General features: G+C 69.8%; 13 protein-coding genes and 1 pseudogene. 8 read left to right on the top strand and 6 right to left on the bottom strand.

All coding sequences use genetic code 11. The annotated features are described in order from the left end of the window. Nucleotides 1-142: 142 nt before the first annotated feature. Nucleotides 143-1153, top strand: coding sequence for a LacI family DNA-binding transcriptional regulator (locus tag ACWFRJ_RS15075; RefSeq protein WP_453529377.1), 1011 nt, complete (start codon nt 143-145; stop codon nt 1151-1153). Here ACWFRJ_RS15075 and ACWFRJ_RS15070 read toward each other — a convergent pair. Then, nucleotides 1135-2256 carry an alkene reductase gene (locus tag ACWFRJ_RS15070; RefSeq protein ID WP_453529374.1) on the bottom strand — a complete coding sequence of 374 codons (1122 nt, stop codon included), beginning with the start codon at nt 2254-2256 and terminating at the stop codon, nt 1135-1137. The two genes, ACWFRJ_RS15075 and ACWFRJ_RS15070, sit on opposite strands and share 19 nt — an antisense overlap. An 87-nt stretch (nt 2257-2343) precedes the next feature. Here ACWFRJ_RS15070 and ACWFRJ_RS15065 point away from each other — a divergent pair, with 87 nt between their 5' ends. The 5 genes from ACWFRJ_RS15065 to ACWFRJ_RS15045 all read left to right on the top strand — a co-directional run bounded on the left by ACWFRJ_RS15065 (nt 2344) and on the right by ACWFRJ_RS15045 (nt 13425). Further along, a complete protein-coding gene (locus ACWFRJ_RS15065) occupies nt 2344-3273 on the top strand; it encodes a sigma-70 family RNA polymerase sigma factor (RefSeq protein ID WP_453529372.1) in 930 nt (309 codons plus the stop codon). 156 nt (nt 3274-3429) lie between these two features. Continuing rightward, entirely contained in the window at nt 3430-6150 is a 2721-nt protein-coding gene (gene acnA, locus ACWFRJ_RS15060; RefSeq protein ID WP_453529369.1) for an aconitate hydratase AcnA, read from the top strand. Between the two features lie 141 nt (nt 6151-6291). Beyond that, the gene (locus tag ACWFRJ_RS15055) at nt 6292-9468 is read left to right on the top strand and encodes an NACHT domain-containing protein (protein ID WP_453529366.1); all 3177 of its coding nucleotides are present in this window, start codon (nt 6292-6294) and stop codon (nt 9466-9468) included. 235 nt (nt 9469-9703) lie between these two features. Beyond that, nucleotides 9704-11851: an ATP-binding protein gene (locus ACWFRJ_RS15050; protein WP_453529363.1), complete on the top strand. Its 2148-nt coding sequence runs from the start codon at nt 9704-9706 to the stop codon at nt 11849-11851. Then, on the top strand, nt 11848-13425 hold the full coding sequence (locus ACWFRJ_RS15045) for an ABC transporter substrate-binding protein (RefSeq protein ID WP_453529360.1): 1578 nt from the start codon (nt 11848-11850) through the stop codon (nt 13423-13425). Before ACWFRJ_RS15050 ends, ACWFRJ_RS15045 begins: the two co-directional genes overlap by 4 nt. Before the next feature lie 42 nt (nt 13426-13467). Here the strand turns inward: ACWFRJ_RS15045 and ACWFRJ_RS15040 are convergent, their stop codons facing one another. Further along, nucleotides 13468-13857 (bottom strand): VOC family protein, encoded by a 390-nt coding sequence (locus tag ACWFRJ_RS15040; RefSeq protein WP_453529357.1) that lies wholly within the window; start codon nt 13855-13857, stop codon nt 13468-13470. A gap of 298 nt (nt 13858-14155) precedes the next feature. On the opposite strand from ACWFRJ_RS15040, the gene ACWFRJ_RS15035 reads away from it, so the two are divergent. Continuing rightward, nucleotides 14156-14956, top strand: coding sequence for a hypothetical protein (locus ACWFRJ_RS15035; protein ID WP_453529354.1), 801 nt, complete (start codon nt 14156-14158; stop codon nt 14954-14956). Nucleotides 14957-15024: 68 nt separating this feature from the next. On the opposite strand, the gene ACWFRJ_RS15030 is transcribed toward ACWFRJ_RS15035, so the two are convergent. After that, nucleotides 15025-16380, bottom strand: a complete 1356-nt coding sequence (locus tag ACWFRJ_RS15030; protein WP_453529351.1) for an MFS transporter — start codon at nt 16378-16380, stop codon at nt 15025-15027. A gap of 244 nt (nt 16381-16624) precedes the next feature. Continuing rightward, nucleotides 16625-17374, bottom strand: a complete 750-nt coding sequence (locus ACWFRJ_RS15025) for an SDR family NAD(P)-dependent oxidoreductase (RefSeq protein ID WP_453529348.1) — start codon at nt 17372-17374, stop codon at nt 16625-16627. A gap of 94 nt (nt 17375-17468) precedes the next feature. Here ACWFRJ_RS15025 and ACWFRJ_RS15020 point away from each other — a divergent pair, with 94 nt between their 5' ends. Beyond that, nucleotides 17469-18092 carry a TetR/AcrR family transcriptional regulator gene (locus tag ACWFRJ_RS15020; protein ID WP_453529345.1) on the top strand — a complete coding sequence of 208 codons (624 nt, stop codon included), beginning with the start codon at nt 17469-17471 and terminating at the stop codon, nt 18090-18092. Here the strand turns inward: ACWFRJ_RS15020 and ACWFRJ_RS15015 are convergent. Together ACWFRJ_RS15015 and ACWFRJ_RS15010 are read right to left on the bottom strand one after the other, a co-directional pair. Beyond that, on the bottom strand, nt 18069-18323 hold the full coding sequence (locus ACWFRJ_RS15015) for a DUF397 domain-containing protein (protein WP_453529342.1): 255 nt from the start codon (nt 18321-18323) through the stop codon (nt 18069-18071). The genes ACWFRJ_RS15020 and ACWFRJ_RS15015 overlap by 24 nt on opposite strands. Continuing rightward, nucleotides 18320-19233: pseudogene (locus tag ACWFRJ_RS15010) on the bottom strand (helix-turn-helix domain-containing protein). Before ACWFRJ_RS15010 ends, ACWFRJ_RS15015 begins: the two are co-directional and overlap by 4 nt. Nucleotides 19234-19259: the final 26 nt, after the last annotated feature.

Here is a 19259-nt window from a genome sequence, read left to right as displayed (position 1 = left end):
GGTGGGCGGGTGGGCGGGAAAAATCCGCCACGAAGGGGCGGCACAAAGACTCACCGAGTAACCCGTTAACCAGAAGCGACCGCCCACGACGGATTCCGTGGAGATATGGCCCCCGGCACAGGGAATCCGTAGGATTGCCGCCGTGCCAGGGCCCACCCTCACCGACATAGCACGCGCAGCGGAGGTGTCGACCGCGACGGTCTCGCACGCCCTGAACGGCACAGGCCGCCTGGGCGAGGCCACCCGCCGCAGGGTCAGGGAAACCGCCACCGCCCTCGGCTACGGCACCCGTCGCACCGCCCCGCGCACGCGGACACTCGGCATCGCCGTCACCACGTTCCCCGCCGCCTGGAACTACACGGAGATCGCCTACTTCTCGCGCGCCGTCACGGCGGCGACATCGGCGGCCCACGCACGTGGCTACGCCCTCACCACGCTGCCCGCCGCCCGCGTCGCGGACGGCTCGTGGCACAGCCTCGCCGTGGACGGCATGCTGATCATGGACTCCCCGCGCGGGGACCCGATGGTCCGCGCGCTGCGCGCCCGCGGCATCCCGGTCGTCTTCGACGGCGTACCCGGCGATCCACTGCCCGGCGATCACTGGGTCGACAACGACCACGAGGCGACCACCCGCGAGGTCCTCGACCACCTCGTGGCGTCCGGCGCCCGCCGGATCGCGCTCCAGTCCGGCAACGGCGACGAGCACTACGCACGCGCGGTGACGGCGGCGTACGCAGGATGGTGCGCGGAGCGCGGCGCCGACCCGCTGATCGTGCCCTTCGGCGTGGCGGACGACCAGGGGCGGGCGTTCGACGCGCTGCTGCGGGGCCAGGACCGCCCCGACGCCGTCTACGCGGCGTACGACCCGGGTGGCCACCAGCTCCTCGCCGCCGCGGCCCGGGTCGGCCTGCGCGTCCCGGACGAGCTGCGGGTGGTGTGCGCGAGCGAGGACCCCGTCTACGCGGTGACCCGGCCACCCGTGACCACGGTGACCCTCGACCCGGAACGGACGGCGCGCGCCGCCATGAGCCTCCTGGCCGACCTGGTCGAAGGCCACGGCGAGACGACACCGGCACCGACCCCGGGGCCGGTCGTCGTTCCCGCAGCCCTCCTCGTACGCGCGTCGTCCGGCGCTCAGCCCGCCGCCGGATAGTCGGCGTACCCCCGCGCGCCTCCCTGGTAGTACGTCGCGGGGTCACCGGCCGCCGGCTCGCGCCCGAGGGCGAACCGGCTGACCAGGTCGGGGTTGGCGACGAAGTGCCTGGCGAAGGAGACGGCGTCGGCCAACCCCGCGCCGACGAGGGCGTTCGCGGAGTCCCCGTCGAAGCCGTTGTTCGCGATCAGCGGCCCTGCGAACCGCTCCCGGTAGCGCGCGAACGCTTCGAAGTCCGGGGTGTCGTCCGGCCCCCGGAGGTCGGGGCCGCGCAGGTGGAGATAGGCCAGGGGACGGTCGTCGAGCACCGCCACGAGCTCGTCGTGGTCGGCGAGCAGCTCCTCGTCGACGACGAAGCGTTCGGTCGCGGCCATGTACGGCGACAGGCGCACGCCGACCCGCCGTCCGTCCCACTCGGCGGTGACCGCGTCGACGACGTCGAGCAGCAGGCGCCGCCGCCCCGCGCGGGAGCCGCCGTAGGCGTCGTCGCGGTGGTTGAGGCGGGGGTTGAGGAACTGGGCGAACAGGAACGCGCCCAGCGCCCCGATCTCGACCCCGTCGAACCCCGCGCGCCGCGCGTTGGCGGCCGCCGCGCGGAACTCGGTGACAGTGGCCGCGATGTCTTCGCCGGTCATCTCGCGCGGCGTGAGCGTCTCCTTGAACCCGCCGGGGGTGAAGGACGTCGCGCGTGGGTCGATCGCCGATGGCCCCGCGGGCAGCGCGCCGCCGAGGTGATCGGGGTGCGACGCGGCGCCCGTGTGCCAGAGCTGCTGCACGATGCGGCCCCCCAGGGCGTGGACGACATCGGTGACCCGGCGCCATCCGGCGATCTGCGCCTCGCTGTACACGCCGGGCACATTGACGAACCCGACGGCCCGCTCGCTGACCCAGGTCCCCTCGGTGATGATGAGCCCGGCACTGGCCCGCTGCCCGTAGTAGGCGGCGTTCAGTTCCGTGGGGAGGAGCCCGGGGTTGTCGGCGCGGGCCCGGGTGAGCGGGGCCATCACCACGCGGTTGGGCAGCCGGATGTCGCCCAGACCGGTGCCGCGCAGGAGCGGCTGATCGAGGGCCGTGGTCAGGTCTGTGGGCAGGGCGGTGGTCATGATGGTTCTCCTTCGTCGCGTCACCGTCACGGCGACTCGGCCGCGAGGCATACGAAGGTGACGGCGTACGACGGGGAAAGGTGACCGATGGACGACGGGCAAGAACTGCTCGCGGAGCGCTTCGAGGCGCACCGGGGTCATCTGCGCGGAGTCGCCTACCGCATGCTCGGCTCGCTCAGCGACGCCGACGACGCCGTCCAGGAGGCCTGGCTGCGCCTCAGCCGCACCGACGCCGACACCGGCGCCCCCGAGATCGAGAACCTCACCGGCTGGCTCCGCACGGCCGTCTCCCGCATCTGCCTGGACATGCTGCGCTCCGCCGCCACCCGCCACGAGCAACCGGCGGGCGAGCACCTGCCCGACCGGATCCCGCAGCCCGGCGACGGCGGCGAGGGCGGCGACCCGGAGGAGGAAGTGCTCCTCGCCGACGAGGTGGGCCGCGCGCTGCTCGTGGTCCTCGGCACGCTGGGGCCCGCCGAGCGAGTCGCGTTCGTGCTGCACGACCTGTTCGCCGTGCCGTTCACGCGGATCGCCCCCATCGTGGAGCGCACCCCGGTCGCCACGAAGAAGCTCGCGAGCCGTGCGCGCCACAAGGTCCAGGGCCCGACCGAGATCCTCGCCACACCCGGGCTCGCGGGAGACCGGCGTGTCGTCGACGCGTTCCTCGCGGCAGCCCGCGACGGGGACATCGAAGCGCTGCTCACCGTCCTCGCCCCCGACGTCGTACGCACCGCCGATCTGACCGCGGTGATCCGCGGCGCACGGGCCGTGGCGGAGGAGACGGTGCTCCTGAAGCGCAACGCCCGCTTCGCCGAGCCCGCGCTGGTCGACGGCACGGTGGGCCTGGTCGTGGCCCCGTACGGACGACTGCTCCTCGCCCTTCTGATCAGGGTCGAGGGCGGGCGGATCGCCGCGTACGAGGTGGTTTCCGAGCCGGAGCGGCTGCGGGCGACGGAGTTCTCCGTGCTCCCTTCGGCGTGCGGGCAGGCTGGCGCGCCTCGTCGTACTCGCGGGTGATGTACTAGAGTTATCTCGACATCGAGATATCTGCCGAGGCGCACCAGGAGCCGCCACCCGGTAAGGGTTACCTAACTAAGCCTTACCTTAGCGGATCGACGACGAGTCGTGGCGGCAGGATGTGATTCAACGCGCACATATATGAAGGAGACTGTCGTGTCGGCGAACAGCTTCGACGCCCGCAGCACGCTCAGCGTGGGCGACGAGTCGTACGAGATCTTCAAGCTGGACAAGGTAGAGGGCTCCGCGCGCCTCCCTTACAGCCTGAAGGTGCTTCTGGAGAACCTGCTCCGCACCGAGGACGGCGCGAACATCACCGCCGACCACATCCGCGCGCTCGGCTCCTGGGACTCCCAGGCGCAGCCGTCGCAGGAGATCCAGTTCACGCCGGCTCGCGTGATCATGCAGGACTTCACCGGCGTGCCCTGCGTCGTGGACCTCGCCACGATGCGTGAGGCCGTCAAGGAGCTCGGCGGTGACGCGGACAAGATCAACCCGCTGGCCCCGGCCGAGCTGGTCATCGACCACTCCGTGATCGCCGACAAGTTCGGCACGAAGGACGCCTTCGGCCAGAACGTCGAGCTGGAGTACGGCCGCAACAAGGAGCGCTACCAGTTCCTGCGCTGGGGCCAGACCGCCTTCGACGAGTTCAAGGTCGTCCCCCCGGGCACCGGCATCGTCCACCAGGTCAACATCGAGCACCTGGCGCGCACGGTCATGGTCCGCAAGGGCCAGGCCTACCCCGACACGCTGGTCGGCACCGACTCGCACACCACGATGGTCAACGGCCTGGGCGTGCTCGGCTGGGGCGTCGGCGGCATCGAGGCCGAGGCCGCGATGCTGGGCCAGCCGGTCTCCATGCTCATCCCGCGCGTCGTCGGCTTCAAGCTGACCGGTGAGCTGCCGGCCGGCACCACCGCCACGGACCTCGTGCTCACGATCACCGAGATGCTGCGCAAGCACGGCGTCGTCGGCAAGTTCGTCGAGTTCTACGGCGAGGGTGTGGCGGCCACGAGCCTCGCCAACCGCGCCACCATCGGCAACATGTCGCCGGAGTTCGGCTCCACCGCCGCGATCTTCCCGATCGACGACGAGACGCTGAAGTACCTCCGCCTGACCGGCCGTGACGCGCAGCAGGTCGCGCTCGTCGAGGCGTACGCCAAGGAGCAGGGCCTCTGGCTCGACCCGGCCGCCGAGCCGGACTTCTCCGAGAAGCTGGAGCTCGACCTCTCCACGGTCGTCCCCTCCATCGCGGGCCCGAAGCGTCCGCAGGACCGCATCGTCCTCGCCAACGCCTCGCAGCAGTTCGCGCAGGACGTGCGCAACTACGTCTCCGACGACTCCGAGGCGGGCAAGGAGTCCTTCCCGGCCTCCGACGCCCCGGCCGTCTCCAACGGCACCCCGTCGAAGCCGACCACGGTCACGGCCCCCGACGGCTCGACGTACGAGATCGACCACGGCGCCGTCACCGTCGCCGCGATCACCTCCTGCACCAACACCTCGAACCCGTACGTGATGGTCGCCGCCGCGCTCGTCGCGAAGAAGGCCGTCGAGAAGGGCCTGACCCGCAAGCCGTGGGTCAAGACCACCCTCGCCCCGGGCTCCAAGGTCGTCACCGACTACTTCGACAAGGCGGGGCTCACCCCCTACCTCGACAAGGTCGGCTTCAACCTCGTCGGCTACGGCTGCACCACCTGCATCGGCAACTCGGGCCCGCTGCCCGAGGAGGTCTCCAAGGCGGTCAACGACGCCGACCTGGCCGTGACGTCCGTCCTCTCCGGCAACCGGAACTTCGAGGGCCGCATCAACCCCGACGTCAAGATGAACTACCTGGCGTCCCCGCCGCTGGTCGTCGCGTACGCCATCGCGGGTTCGATGAAGGTGGACATCACCAAGGACGCGCTCGGCGCCGACCAGGACGGCAACCCCGTCTACCTGAAGGACATCTGGCCCACCGAGGCCGAGGTGAACGACGTCGTCGCCAACTCCATCGGCGAGGACATGTTCAACAAGTCCTACCAGGACGTCTTCGCGGGCGACGCCCAGTGGCAGGCCCTGTCGATCCCGACCGGCAACACCTTCGAGTGGGACCCGCAGTCGACGTACGTCCGTAAGCCCCCTTACTTCGAGGGCATGACGATGGAGACCACCCCGGTCTCCGACATCACGGGCGCCCGCGTCCTGGCCAAGCTGGGCGACTCGGTCACCACCGACCACATCTCCCCGGCCGGTGCGATCAAGGCCGACACCCCGGCCGGCAAGTACCTCACGGAGCACGGCGTCGAGCGTCGCGACTTCAACTCCTACGGCTCGCGCCGTGGCAACCACGAGGTCATGATCCGTGGCACGTTCGCCAACATCCGCCTGCGCAACCAGATCGCGCCGGGCACCGAGGGCGGCTTCACCCGCGACTTCACGAAGGACGACGCCCCCGTCTCCTTCATCTACGACGCCTCGCAGAACTACCAGGCGGCCGGTACCCCGCTCGCGATCCTCGCGGGCAAGGAGTACGGCTCCGGTTCGTCCCGCGACTGGGCCGCCAAGGGCACCGCGCTCCTCGGCGTGCGGGCCGTCATCGCCGAGTCGTACGAGCGCATCCACCGCTCGAACCTCATCGGCATGGGCGTCCTGCCGCTCCAGTTCCCGGAGGGCCAGACCGCACAGACCCTCGGCCTGACCGGCGAGGAGGCCTTCTCCTTTACCGGCGTGACCGAGCTGAACAACGGCACGACCCCGCGTACGGTCAAGGTCACCACCGACACCGGCGTGGACTTCGACGCGGTCGTCCGTATCGACACCCCCGGCGAGGCGGACTACTACCGCAACGGCGGCATCATGCAGTACGTGCTGCGCTCGCTGATCCGCAAGGAAGGCTGATCCGCAAGGAAAGCTGATCCGCAAGTAAACCTTGTACCAGGGCAGTTGGGCCCGTACTCCCGTGAAGGGGGTGCGGGCCCTACGCTTTGTGTGCGCAAGGAACTCGCGGCGGCGACGGGGGTTGCAGTGGACGCTGGAGCAATGGGTATCAAGGTCGCGTCCTCGGTCGTCGTGCCCTTGCTGAAGCGGCTGTTGCTGCCGCCGCCCAAGGCGCCCGGAGCCGAGTACTCCGAACGGCCCGTACGCATCACGGGGTTGCTGTCCTTCGCCGGGGACCACCCCACGCTCAGCAAGGACGACATGCACCGGCTCGCCCAGGAGCTCGTGCGCCGGGCGGTGCGGGCCGCGGGGCCGCACGAGAGGCCGATCGCGCAGGACGAGCACGACGCCGTCGGGCAGGCGCTCACCCGTACCCTCTTCGCCCTCGGCGAGCTAGACATGGACGACGTGCAGCTCTTCGTGCTCGGGCCCGAGGAGCTCGCCAAGGAGCTCTCCCGCAAGGCCGGGCCCGACACGCGCAGGCTGCTCACCCGTGACGCGGCGCTCTTCCACGACGTACTCCTGCGGACGGCCTGTGTGCACCTCGTGCGGTTCTTCACCCAGCGGCCCGGATTCGCGGCCCGGGCCCAACTGGAGGAGTTCCATGAACTGCGCCGCCAGCGCGACCAGTTGGAAGTGATTCTGCGCCGCGTCTCGGGGGACGACTGGACGGCGGCGGACGCCCGCTTCGAGGAGAAGTACTCCGACTACGTCATCCAGCAGCACAGCAGTCTCACCCTCCACGGAGTCGACCTGCGCGACCCCGGCGGCCAGGAGTGGCCCCTGGAGAGCGCCTATCTGAGCCTGCGCGCCGTCGCGACGGCAGCCGTGGACGTCGAGCCCGACGTGGCCCGCGAGGGGAGGACGGCGGAACTGGAGGACAGCGTCGAGTCCGTCCTCGTCGGCCACAGGCGCGTACTACTGCAGGGACTCGCCGGAACGGGCAAGACGACGGTCGTCCAGTGGCTGGCCCTGACCACCGCGCGCCAGGACACGGTGCCGGGGCATCTGCCACAGCTCCTCGGCCGTGTTCCCTTCGTCCTGCCGCTGCGCACCCTGGTCCGCGAAGGCACCGAACTGCCCCTGCCCGACGACTTCCTGCGCCGGATGGGCTGCCCGCACGTGGGCACCGAGCCCGACGGCTGGACGGCGCGCGTGCTGCAGAACGGCCGGGGCCTCCTGCTCATCGACGGCCTCGACGAGATTCCCGAGTCCGACCGCACGCGCACCCGGGAGTGGCTGCGCCGGCTCATCGCCGCCTTCTCCGGCAACCTGTGGCTCGCCACCACCCGGCCCTCCGCGCTCGCCCCCGGCTGGCTGGAGCGCGAGGGCTTCCACGAGTTCACCCTGAACGGGCTGCGCCCCGACGACCTGCGGCGCTTCATCCAGCGGTGGCACGCGGCGGCAGAGGCACCCGAAGGGGTGGACGACCTTCTCATCCAATCCCTGCGCACACGACCGGAGTTGAGCAGGCTCGCCACCAACCCGCTGATGTGCAGCCTGATGTGCGCCCTGCACGAGGAGCGCAACGGCTTTCTGCCCGAGGGGCGGGCCGCCCTCTACAAGGCGGCTCTGTCCATGCTGCTCGAACGGCGCGACAAGGAGCGCGGCGTACCCCCCGAGCTCAGCGAGGACGCCGCCGCCGAACCCCTCAAGCGCCTCGCGTACTGGCTGATCAGAAACGAACGCACCCAGATCGAGCGCACGGACGCCCTGGAGCTGCTGCGCAGGCTTCAGCCGCAGGTTCCGAGCCTTCAGAAGATGGGGGAACCGGAGAGGGTCCTGCGCTACCTCCTCGTGCGCACCGGACTGCTGCGTGAGCCCGCACCGGGGGCCGTGGACTTCATTCACCGCACTTTTCAGGATTATCTCGGGGCCAAGGCGGTGCTTGAAGAGCGGGACTTCGGCATTCTTGTGAAGAACGCCCATGCGGACGAGTGGGAGGACGTGGTGCAGATGGCCGTCGCGCAGAGCGATCACAAGGGACGCGCAGATCTGCTCATGCGGCTCAACGAACGCGGCAACCGCGAGAAAGACGCGATGGTTCAGGCCAGACTGCGGCTGCTCGCCCTCGCCTCGCTCGAGCAGGCCACCCGCCTCGACCCCGCCGTGCGGCAGACCATCGAGACCGAGGCGGCACGCATGGTCCCGCCGCGCAGCCTGCGCCAGGCCAGGGTCCTCGCGCGCACGGGGCCGCTGCTGCTCGGCCTGCTGCCAAGGGCGGGGGACCTGGAGGGCGACGAGGAGCTCGCGACCGTCCACGCGATCTGCCAGATCGGCGGTGATGCCGCCATCCCGCGCCTGAAGGAGTTCCTCAACACCCGACAGCCCCTGGTGCGGGCCCAACTCCTGGGCCACTGGGACCGGTTCGACACCGCTGTCTACGCCGACGACATCATCCGGCCGCTCCTCACGGCGGACTCCTCGCAGCCCGTCACCGTACGCTCGCGGGCCGAACTCGACGCACTCGCGGGCATGCCCGGCTGCGAACGCGTCGGTATCCACGGCGACTTCGCACCGGAGGCCGTGCGCGCGGCCCTCGACCCGCGCCGTCTGCGCGAGCTGAGGCTGCGCGGCGCGCTCCAGCTGGACGACCTCGGTCTGCTCGCGGACTTCCCGGCCCTGGAGAGCCTCACCCTGCGGGGCTGCCGCAACCTCAGGGAGCCCGCACCGCTCACCAGGCTGCCCCAGCTGCACACCCTCGTACTGGAAGACCTCCCGCAGTTCGAACCGCTGTCGAAGCTGGCGGACTGCCCGCGCCTGACCGCCCTGCACCTGGGTCTTCAAGTGCCCTGGCGCGGCCTCCCCGACCTGTCCCGCCTCGGGGACCTGCGGGTCCTCGCGCTGCCGATGGGCACGGTCGACCTCTCGGAGATCGCACACTTCCAGGCCCTTGAGGAACTGCGCCTGCACGAGGCGGGCGAGCGACTCCTGCCGGACGAGTGGGGCGCCCTGCTCGCCCGACTGCCCGAGCTGCGCACCCTGACCCTCTCGCCCGAGCAGCTGAGCACGCTGCTCTTCGACCCGAGGGCGCAGGTCTCGCAGGTCACACACCTCTACGTGTACGCGAAGCCGGGCGCACCCGTGTCGTTGCGGCGCATCGCCCGCAGGCTGCCGGGGCTCGTGGAGATCCATCTCATCCAGGGCACCGACATCGACCTCTCGCACCTGGCCGGTCTGGCCGGGCTGCGACGGGTCAGGCTCGCCTACCCGGGAGAGGTCCGCGCTGCGGTGGACCTTCCCGGCCGGTTCGACCTCGAGATTTATCCACAGCCCTGAAGAGGGTAGAACAACGTTCTTACGTGCCGCTGGTCTCCCGCGATTCCGCTGGCGGGTGACCGGAAGCACAGATAAGTTCCACTGATGCGGGAGGAGTTGGAGCAGTAGTCAGCGGCTGGTGTACCGGGGGAGCGCTGCCGCTCGCCCTGTTCGCGGCCGAACGCTCCCAGCGGAAGCAGGATGTCGTCGGATGGGCAAGCCGCAAACCCCACTGCTGTACGGTCGCGATCCTCTGGTGAGTTCACTCGTTCCGTCCCTCACCGGACTGGCCTACGACGAACGTGCGCGCAGGAAGCGGGAGTTCGGCGACGACGTGCCCGTCGTCCTGCTCACCGGGCAGCACGGCCTGGGGCGCAGCGCCGTCCTGGACGGGCTCGCGCGCCACTACGACAAGCGGCTTCCGCTGGCGCATGTACGGGTCGTGGCGCCGGGGACGGCATCCGTCGCCGTGCCCGTCGTCCCCGCCGAGGCCGAGGGCGTGCCCGCCGCCCCGGCCGCCGAGTTCGTGCAGGTCCTGGAGCGCATCGTGTGCGCGCTCGCCCCCGGGCTCGGCCTCTTTCCCATCCTGTTGCCGGGCCTGTTCGCGGTCTCCGGCTGGTTCCTCGGCGACGCGGACGAACGGGACGCCATGTGCGCCCGGCAGGCCAGGCTCCTCATCGCCTGCGGTCTCCTCTCCGGGGCCGAGCGGGACGTGGCGCGGCAGTGGTCGGAGCGGGTCGAGGCCTCCATCACCGATGCGGCGGGCGCGGCCGCCGCCGGTGTCGCGGTGGAGGACGACGACGGCTCGCAGCCGGTCACGGCGGCGATCCTGCGGGAACTCCAGTCGCTGCGCGGCGTCGTCTCGGCCCGGCACTGGTACGCACAGCGGCACACCACACCGGACGGTGTCACCGGAAAGCTCGATGCCCTGCTCGAGCTCGGCCGGCGCTTCCACCGGGGCGGTGACTACCAACACGCCGTCGAGAACACCCTCATGGCCGCCTTCCTCGAAGAGGTGGCCGCCGCCTACGGCTGGGTGCGGTCCATGAACCGTGAGCCCTGGCCGCTGATCCTCCTCGACGAGGCGCACGCCCCCGCGGGGCAGCGCTTCCTGGACCTGCTCCTCGAACACCGCGCCACCGCGCAGCGGCCCCACCGCGACCGGATCACCGTCGTCGCCACCCGCCTCGGCGACGTACCGCAGGACGAGGCCCCGCAGGCCGTACGCCGTCAACTGGCCGACCTGCTGCCTACCGGAGGCGGCGCGCGGCGCAAGCAGGCCGCCGCCATATGGCAGCGCGCGGGACACGACCCGTCCGCGGGACTGCTCGTCGTGCCGCTCACGCCGCTCGGCAGGGACGAAGTGCTCTCGATGCTCGACCGGGCATCCGTGCGGCTGCTCCACCCGCACCTGGCGTCGGCACTGCACTCCCTGACCGGCGGGCACCCCGCGGCAAGCACCGTACTGTGCGAGGCAGTTGTGCACGCGGCCCGCCAGAACCGCAAGGTGGCCCCGAAAGACCTCCTCGATCTGCCCACCGCGCAGGGGCGCCCGGTCACCCAGGTGCTCCTGGAGGATCTGCTGCCCGACCGGCGCCAGCGCGACCGGCTCCTCGTGCTGTGCCTCGCGCGGGACAACGCGACCGCGGAGGCCCTCGCCGAGAACCTGCGTCTCGACGGCCCCGAGCAGCTGCCCGCCAACGCGGCGGCACAGTACCTGGTGCAGCGGCAGTGGCAGCAAACCGTCCCCGCCGAGGCCCGGTTGGTGGAGAGCAGGCTGCTCCAGGCGCTCCTCGTCCACGAGGCGCGCCGTACGTCGCCGCCCCCCGACGATCCGCACAGCTGGCACCAGATCCACCGCTTCCTGCATCTGCACCACGTGCAGCGCTCCGCCAACGAGGAGGCGGACGCGCTGCGGCACAGCCTGGCCGCGGGGAACGCGGCACGCGTGGTGGACATGCTGGCCGACGAGTTCGGTGCGGAGGAGGCGGAGCAGAGCGTCCAGCACTGGTTGCAGTGCCTGCGGGACTGCGCCACCGCGCCGACTCCGCCGTCGGGGAGCGCCGAGTGGTCGATGAACGCGCAGGAGGACGCGGTGGGTTGGAGCGACCACAGGGTGGAGATCGCGCTGGGGGAGCACGCCGCACGCTACGCCCATCTCGACGAGGCCGGCCGCTGCATCAACCGGCTCCTGCACGCCCTGTGGTACCTGTCCGAGCCGTACGCCGACCCGGTGATCGACCCGGATGCCGAAACCTTGTGCCAGGCGGTCGGCGACGAACTCGGATACCTCTCCCGGCGCCACCGCACCTGGTACGCGGCCCTCGGCAGAGCCGCCCGTGACTGGCCGGCCGCCGCCCGCAAACGGCAGGTCCTGCCCGTCCCCGCCAGTGAGGGGTCATGATGTTCAACCACCCGCCCAAGGAGTGGGGCCCCCTCGAATGGCTCGTGGCCGCCGTGGTGGTCGCCGCTCTCGTCGTCGGCGGCATCACCTGGAACAACTCGCGCCCCGGCCCGTGCGGTGACGGCCTGGAGGAGATAGCGGGGGAGTGCATCGGGGTCACCGCCCACGCCTTCGACGCGGACAAGAAGTCCGAGAGCCTCATCACGGCCATCGCGGACGAGAACGCCCGGGTCGCACAGGACTGGGAGAACCCGCCGAACCGCAAGGCCCGCATTCCCTACGTACGCATCGCCCTGATGATGCCCTTCACGTCGAACGAGTCGAGCGCGATGACCGGCGACATGATCCGGCGCGCCCTCGCGGGAGCCCTCGCGGCGCAGCTTGAGGCGAACAGTGCCAGCGGGCCGCACTACCAGCTGCTCTTCGCCCCCGACGGCAACGACCTCAAGCAGTGGAAGCCCGTCGTCGACCGTCTCGCCGAGATGACGCAGGACACTGAGGCGCCGCTGGTGGGGGTGACCGGCATCCCGAGCAGCACGACGGACACCCGTAAATCGGTCGCCGAACTCACCAGGCGCGGCATTCCGACGGTCGGCCCTGTCATCACCGCCGCCTCCATGAATTTCCGGTACTTCTTCAAGACGTCGCCCAACAACGAACAGTTCATCAAGGCTCTCTCCCACTACATCGACCGCTATCCGCAGGAGGAGAAGGGCCTGCTGCTCTGGGACAGCCGCGAAGGAGACGTGTACTCGAAGAACCTGCGTGAGATCTTCGAACGGCACTTCGGCAAGACCTACGACCTGAAGAACCACAACTCCCACTACATCGGTTCGTCGGGCGACGACCAGGGCATCCCGCGGCGCTTCGCCGACGCCGTCACGAGGATCTGCCGCGACAAGGCGGACACCGTCTTCTTCGCTGGCCGCGACCAGGATCTGCCCGCCTTCATCAACCGCCTTGCGAACGAGGGCGGTTGTGACCGCAGCGGCAAGCTGCGGATCCTCAAGGTCGGCATAGGCATGGAGCCGACGCTCACCTCCGCCGACACCAGGCGGAGCCTGCACAGGGCCAACGCCACGATCGTCGACGCCTCGGCCTTCGATCCTGACTGGGAGACGGACATCGGTCATGCGCCGTCCGGTTTCTCGCCCTTCCACGCGCGCTTCAAGAAGATAAACAGCGATCACGATCTCGGGACCAGGCCCTTGGCGGACGGGTACATGGCCATGTATTACGACGGGTTCGCCCTCCTCGCGTCCGCCGTCGACCGTACGTACAGCGAGATCACCGAAGACGGCAAGCAGACCCCCGTCCCGGCGCGGCTGCCCTCCACCAAGGACGTGTACAGCACGCTCACCATCTCGACCATCAGCGACGGGACGTGCAGGGGCTGCCTCGTCGGGGCGAGCGGCACCTTCGGGTTCACCGGCCCGGGTGAGAACGACCAGTGGGCCGTCTGCAAGCCCGTCCCGGTCATCGAGTTCCCGCCGGTAGCCCGGTCCGGCGACAAGGAGGACCTGCCGCTGTACCGGACGTACCGGGGGGACGACGCGAAGAGCTGCCCGTCATGAACGAGGGGCGCGACGGGCGCGACTGCCGCGACGGGGGGACGACTACGCGGGGAAGCCGCCGTACGGCACGGTGATGATCTCCATGGCGTGCCCCGTCGGATCCAGGAAGTACACGCCCCGGCCGCCGTCGTTGGTGTTGATCTCGCCCGGCAGCTTCTGCTGCGGATCGGCCCAGTGCTGGACGTCACGCGCCTTGATCTTCTCGTACGCCGCCCCGAACTCCGCCTCGGAGATCAGGAACGCGTAGTGCTGCGGGGTGATCTTGTCCGCGGGGACGGTGGCGAAGTCCAGAGTGACGGCGTTGCTCAATTCCACCGCGATGAACGGGCCCCACTCCGAGGTGATCTCAAGGCCCAGAAGGTCCGCGAAGAACTCGGCGGACTCCCGGTTGTCCCGGGCGTGGATGATCGTGTGATTCAGTTCGACCGACAAGGAATGCCTCCAGAAGGCATCTCCCGACACCTCCATGCCTCACCCAGCCGGTGACCGACACGCGATGTCGCCGTGGATCTTAGGCACGGCGACATGGCGCTGTCGAGTTGTTTCCCGCGGACGGTCCGGTCTCGCGTGTACGGATCCCGCGTGCACGGATCCCGCGTGTACGGAGGTCTGCCCTAATGGACATCCACAGACGCCCCCGATACGCCTAGCGTCGGAGGCGACTGGCGGAACGGTTCGGGGCCAGGTGTCACGTCCGGCTACCGACCCCACTACAGGGAGCGGCAGCGTCATGGGTTTCGACCGGAAGAGCGAGCGCGGCGAGCAAGAAGGAAAGGCTCTGCCACTTCGGACCTCAGATACACGAGGCGTCGATGCGGCGCACCTCCTGGGAAACGGTCAGGTCACGCAGTCGTCCGTCTCGGCCGTGCAGAGCTTGGCGGGAAACGCTGCCGCCACCGCGTACGTGCAGAGGGTCACCGACGAGGATCGCGACAAAGCCAACAAACGGCGGGAACGTTGGGCCAAGCGCGACACCGAACGCGGCGGTGGCCGGCAAGCAGCAAGCTTCTCCACGCACGAAACCCCGTTCGGTCCGTACAACGATGGCCCCGGGCGCGGAAGTGCTCCGAACGTCACCACCAACCAGCGCCAGTATCCGGGAACCCACAACACCGACGGCCGCTACGTCCGTGAGGAACAGAACCAGTTCATCGGCCTGGTCCCCGAACTCGACGCCGAGCACTTCGCCCCCCTCGTCGCCGCGCTGGAGGGGCGGACGCTGAGCGAGGAGGAGATCGAGGGGCTGAGCGACGACCAGTGCCGGGCGGCGGCGATGATCATGGGAATCGCCAACGCCGAAAGGGTTCGCGAGCCGGGAGCGCTCAAGCACATCCGCAGCGCGCTCCGGCGGCAGGCCAACCCGAACCACGAAGCACCCGAGTTCCTCAACGACTACCCGCAGGGGCGTGTCGGCGGTGCCCAGCACGAGAATCGCGTCCGGAAGGGCCAACGGAGGGGGACGCCCGAGGTCAACACCATTCTTGAGGCCTCGTCCTCGTCGGACGAGGGCACATCCCGCCGCCGACGGTGAGCTTGCAGAGCGTCGAAGGTTCGGGCAGCAGCGGCGGAACCACATGAGTGACCGCCGTCCGACGTCGACTATTTCCTGCGGGCGCCCACCACCATGCTCACCACCATGCCCACCGCCATGCCCACGGCCGTGACGAGCACGCCGAGTGCGGCCCACCCGAACGCGGCCCGGTAGTCGGCGCCTTGGGCGCTGCCGCCACCGACCGCCGCGCCCACCAGGACCGCGAGCCCGAGTGAGCCGCCGAGCTGGTCGACGGAGCGCTGGACGCCGGATGCGGTGCCCGCGTCGTCCTCGGTGACGTCCGAGAGCGCGGCGTGTTGCAGGGCGAGCAGCCCGATGCCCATCCCGGCCGCGACACCGATCATGCCCGGCAGCACGTCCACCCACAGGCCGCCGTCGTCAGGAAGGCGGGCCAGCCAGCCGAGCCCGGCGGCCGTGAGGAGGAGACCGAGCAGGGCGGTGTACTTACTCCCGACCGCCCCGATCAACCGGGACGTCAGGAAGATCGCCGCCAGGAGTGCGGCGCAGAACGGGAGATAGGCCAACCCGGCCTGGAGGGGCGAGAGTTCGACGACGTCCTGCATGTAGAGGCTGAGCAGGAAGAAGCTGGTCGAGAGGCCGGCGCTCAGCGGGACGGTCGCCGCGTTCGCGATCGCGCGGGTGCGGTGCGCGAAGAAGGAGAGCGGCACGAGCGGCGACTTCGTACGCGCCTCGACGAGCACGAAGGCGCCGACGAGTACGACCCCGGCGAGCATCGCCGCGACCGACCCGCGCAGGACGCCGTAGACGAGGGTGATGGGCCCGCCCGTCAGGAGCGCCGCACCGAGCAGATCGAGGCGGCGCCCGACTGCGCGCGGTCCGTCCGCCCGCACCAGCGTGGGCGTGACCGCGATGACGACCGCCGCGATCGGCACATTGATGCCGAAGATCCAGCGCCAGTCGAGGAGTTCGACGATCACGCCGGAGAGCAGTACGCCGACGACGAGCCCGCCCGCCGAGATCGCACCCCAGACCCCGAGCGCCCTCGTACGTTCCTCGGGGCCGGGGTAGAGCAGCGCGATCAGCGACATCGCGGCAGGTGAGGCGAGCGCCTCGCCCGCACCCTGCGCGAACCGGGCGGCGATCAGCGTCTGAAGATTCGGCGCGAGCCCCGCCGCGAGCGAGGCGAGCGCGAAGAGCGCGGCCCCGAGCAGGAACATCCGCCGCCTGCCGAGCAGGTCGGTGAGCCGCCCGCCGAGCAGCAGCAGCCCGCCGCCGACGAGCGTGTAGCCGGTGACCACCCAGGAGAGGGCGGCGGGACCCGCGTCGAAGCGGGCGCCGATGGCGGGCAGCGCCACGTTCACGACGGTGACGTCGATCGCGATGAGGAACTGGAGGAGGGAGAGAAGGGCAAGCGTGAGCGTGCGCCGGGGAAAGGTGTTCACGAACAGGCACTCCAGATCGGCCCCGGCCGTCGAACGGCGGGGCGGAGGAAGACAGGACGCTTCCGTGCCGGACCCGCGGGGCGGGTGGGGCACCTGGAGTTACTTGGTTACGGACACGGGACGGACCGTACCCGAGGGGCTACGGCGGCCGCACCCGGATATTCGGGGCGGGCTGCAGGAAAGTCCCGCTCCAGACAGGCATTTAGCCCTCCAGGGTGGGACTTTCCTGCAATGCGGGCTGAGGCTAGATCTGGTTCTCGCCGCCGTCCACGTACAGGTTGGCTCCGAGGATGAAGCTGCTCTCCGTGGAGGCCAGGAATGCCACCAGTGCGGCGACTTCCTCCGGGCGGCCCATGCGGCCGATCGCCAGACCCGCGGCGAGGTTCACCCTGGCGTCGGCCGCGTTGTCCTCGCCGAAGACGGTCGTGATTCCGGGGGTGTCGATCGGGCCCGGTGAGATGGCGTTGACCCGGATGCCGCGGCCCTTGAGTTCGTTGGCCCAGGTTCGCGCGTAGGACCGGACGGCGGCCTTGGACGCCGCGTACGTGCCGAACGCCTCCGTGCCGTTGTCGGCGGCGGTGGACGCGTTCAGGATCACGGACGCGCCGTCGTTGAGCAGGGGGAGCGCCTTCTGGACGGTGAACAGCGTGCCCCGCACGTTGACGTCGAAGGTCTGGTCGAAGTGCTCCTCGGTGACCTGCTCCAGGGTCGCGAACGAGAAGCTCGCCGCGTTCGCGAAGACCACGTCCAGGCCCTGGCCCCGGGACCGGACCGCGTCGTAGAGCCGGTCCAGGTCGGCCAGGTTCGAGATGTCACCGGCCACCGCGGTGGCCCCCGCCGAGCCGATCGTCTCGACCGCCACGTCCAGCTCGGTCTTGCGCCGGCCGGTGATGAACACGTGCGCGCCCTCGGCTGCCAGCCGTACCGCGGTGGCCAGGCCGATTCCGGTACCGCCACCGGTGACGACGGCGGTCTTGCCTTCGAGCTGTCCCATGCGAATGACCTCCACAGAGTTCAGTACCGATCGGTACTGAATGAGACCGTAGCACTTTCCGCACCGATCGGTACAGAAGAGTAAGGTTGGCCGCATGGAGATCCAGCGGAAGGCGCCGATCGGCCGGCCCAGAGGCTTCGACGTCGACGAGGCCCTCGAACGCGCCATGCGGGTCTTCTGGGAGCAGGGCTACGAAGGCGCCAGCCTCGCCGACCTGACCAACGCCATGGGCATCACCCGCACCAGCATGTACGCGGCCTTCGGCAACAAGGACGAGCTGTTCCGCAAGGCTCTGGAGCGCTACGCCGAAGGTCCCGCCGCGTACGTGGCCCGGGCCCTTCAGGAATCGACCGCCGAGCAGGTGGCCACCGCGTTCCTGGGCGGCTCCGTCCGGGCCAGTACCCGCCCCGACTGCCCCACCGGATGCCTCGGCGTCCAAGGCGCCCTCGCCGTCGGCGACCCCGGCCGCAACGCCCGCGACGCACTCACCGCCTGGCGCGGCGAGGGCACCGCGCTCCTACGCGACCGGTTCCGACAGGCCGTCGACGAAGGCGACCTGCCCAACGAGACCGATCCCGGGTTGCTCGCCCGCTACCTCATGACCGTGGCGAACGGCATCGCGGTCCAGGCCGCGGGCGGCACCACCCGCGAGGACCTCCAGGAGGTGGCGGACATGGCCCTGCGAAGCGTGGCGCTAGGCGCGGGCCTGGGGGAGTGACAGGAACGCCGTCCAGGCATCGGGCGCGACGGTGAGGTGCGGGCCGCTGTCCGGGGTCTTTGAGTCACGGATGTGTACGGCGGTGGGGTGGGCGGCGATTTCCACGCAGGCGCCGCCTTCGCTTCCGCTGCAGCTGGACTTGCGCCAGGCGTAGGCGACTTCGAGGCACTGGCCGCCTTCATCGCCGCTATAGCTGGACTTGAACCACTTAAGCGCGGTGCTGCCGCTCATTGCTCTCCTAGCAGTTGGTCCAACAGACCCATGGTGTCCTCGGAGTTGAGGGCCTGTGTCCGCAGCATCGCATATTTCTGAGTAAGGATCGCAACCTCGTTGGGATCAGCGATCAGTCGGCTTCCGCGTTGTGTCTCTGTGTAGGCGAGCCTCTGGTGTTCAGGGGTTTCCAACAGGACGAAGGGGCCGTTGAGGCCCGCGTGTGTGGTGCGTCCGAGCGGTAGAACCTGCAAGGAGAGTCCCGGGATCACGGCGTACTCGCGCAGATGGCGGAGTTGCTCGGCATACACGTCCTTACCGCCGAGCCGATCTCGTAGTGCCGCTTCCCAGATTACGAAACTGGTAGTTGGTGGGATCTTGCGGTGCAGGATCGCCTGTCGTTCCAGGCGCGTCGCCACGAGCTGCTCGATCTCATCCTCGTCATACACAGGAACGCGGCTCCGAAAGACCGCCCGTGCGTACCCCTCGGTCTGGAGCTGACCGGGGACGAGCAGGCTCTCGTACACGGAGATCGCAATAGCCTCCCGCTCGCAGTCCAGATACTCCTCGGCCCACCGAGGAACCAGATCCACCTCCGGCATATTGTCGACGGCGGTCTCCAACGTCCGGTTGGTGCGGAGGAGTTAGTCCAGCTGCACCGCCAGGTCCATCTTCAGGGGCCGCCGCCCCTGCTCAATAGAGGCAATGTGCTCCTCGCCGACGACGAACCTCTCGGCCAGCGACCTCTGTGTGTACCCGGCCGCCTCGCGGTGGACGGCGAGCAGCGCGCCCACCATCCGCATCGCCGAGGCGTTCCTCCGTGACCGCCGCTTAGGGCTGTTGTTCATACGGTCCAACTCCCCATCAGAAGCAGCGCATTCACGCAGCAAACCCGTACAGCCCGGCCGTACGGGTTTACGTACTGATTCATGATGGCCACGGAGAGTGACTCTCGTC

It is taken from the genome of Streptomyces sp. NPDC055239 (assembly GCF_053606205.1).
The sequence above is the reverse complement of the archived record's forward strand: the minus strand, read 5'-3'. Positions and strand labels throughout refer to the sequence as shown.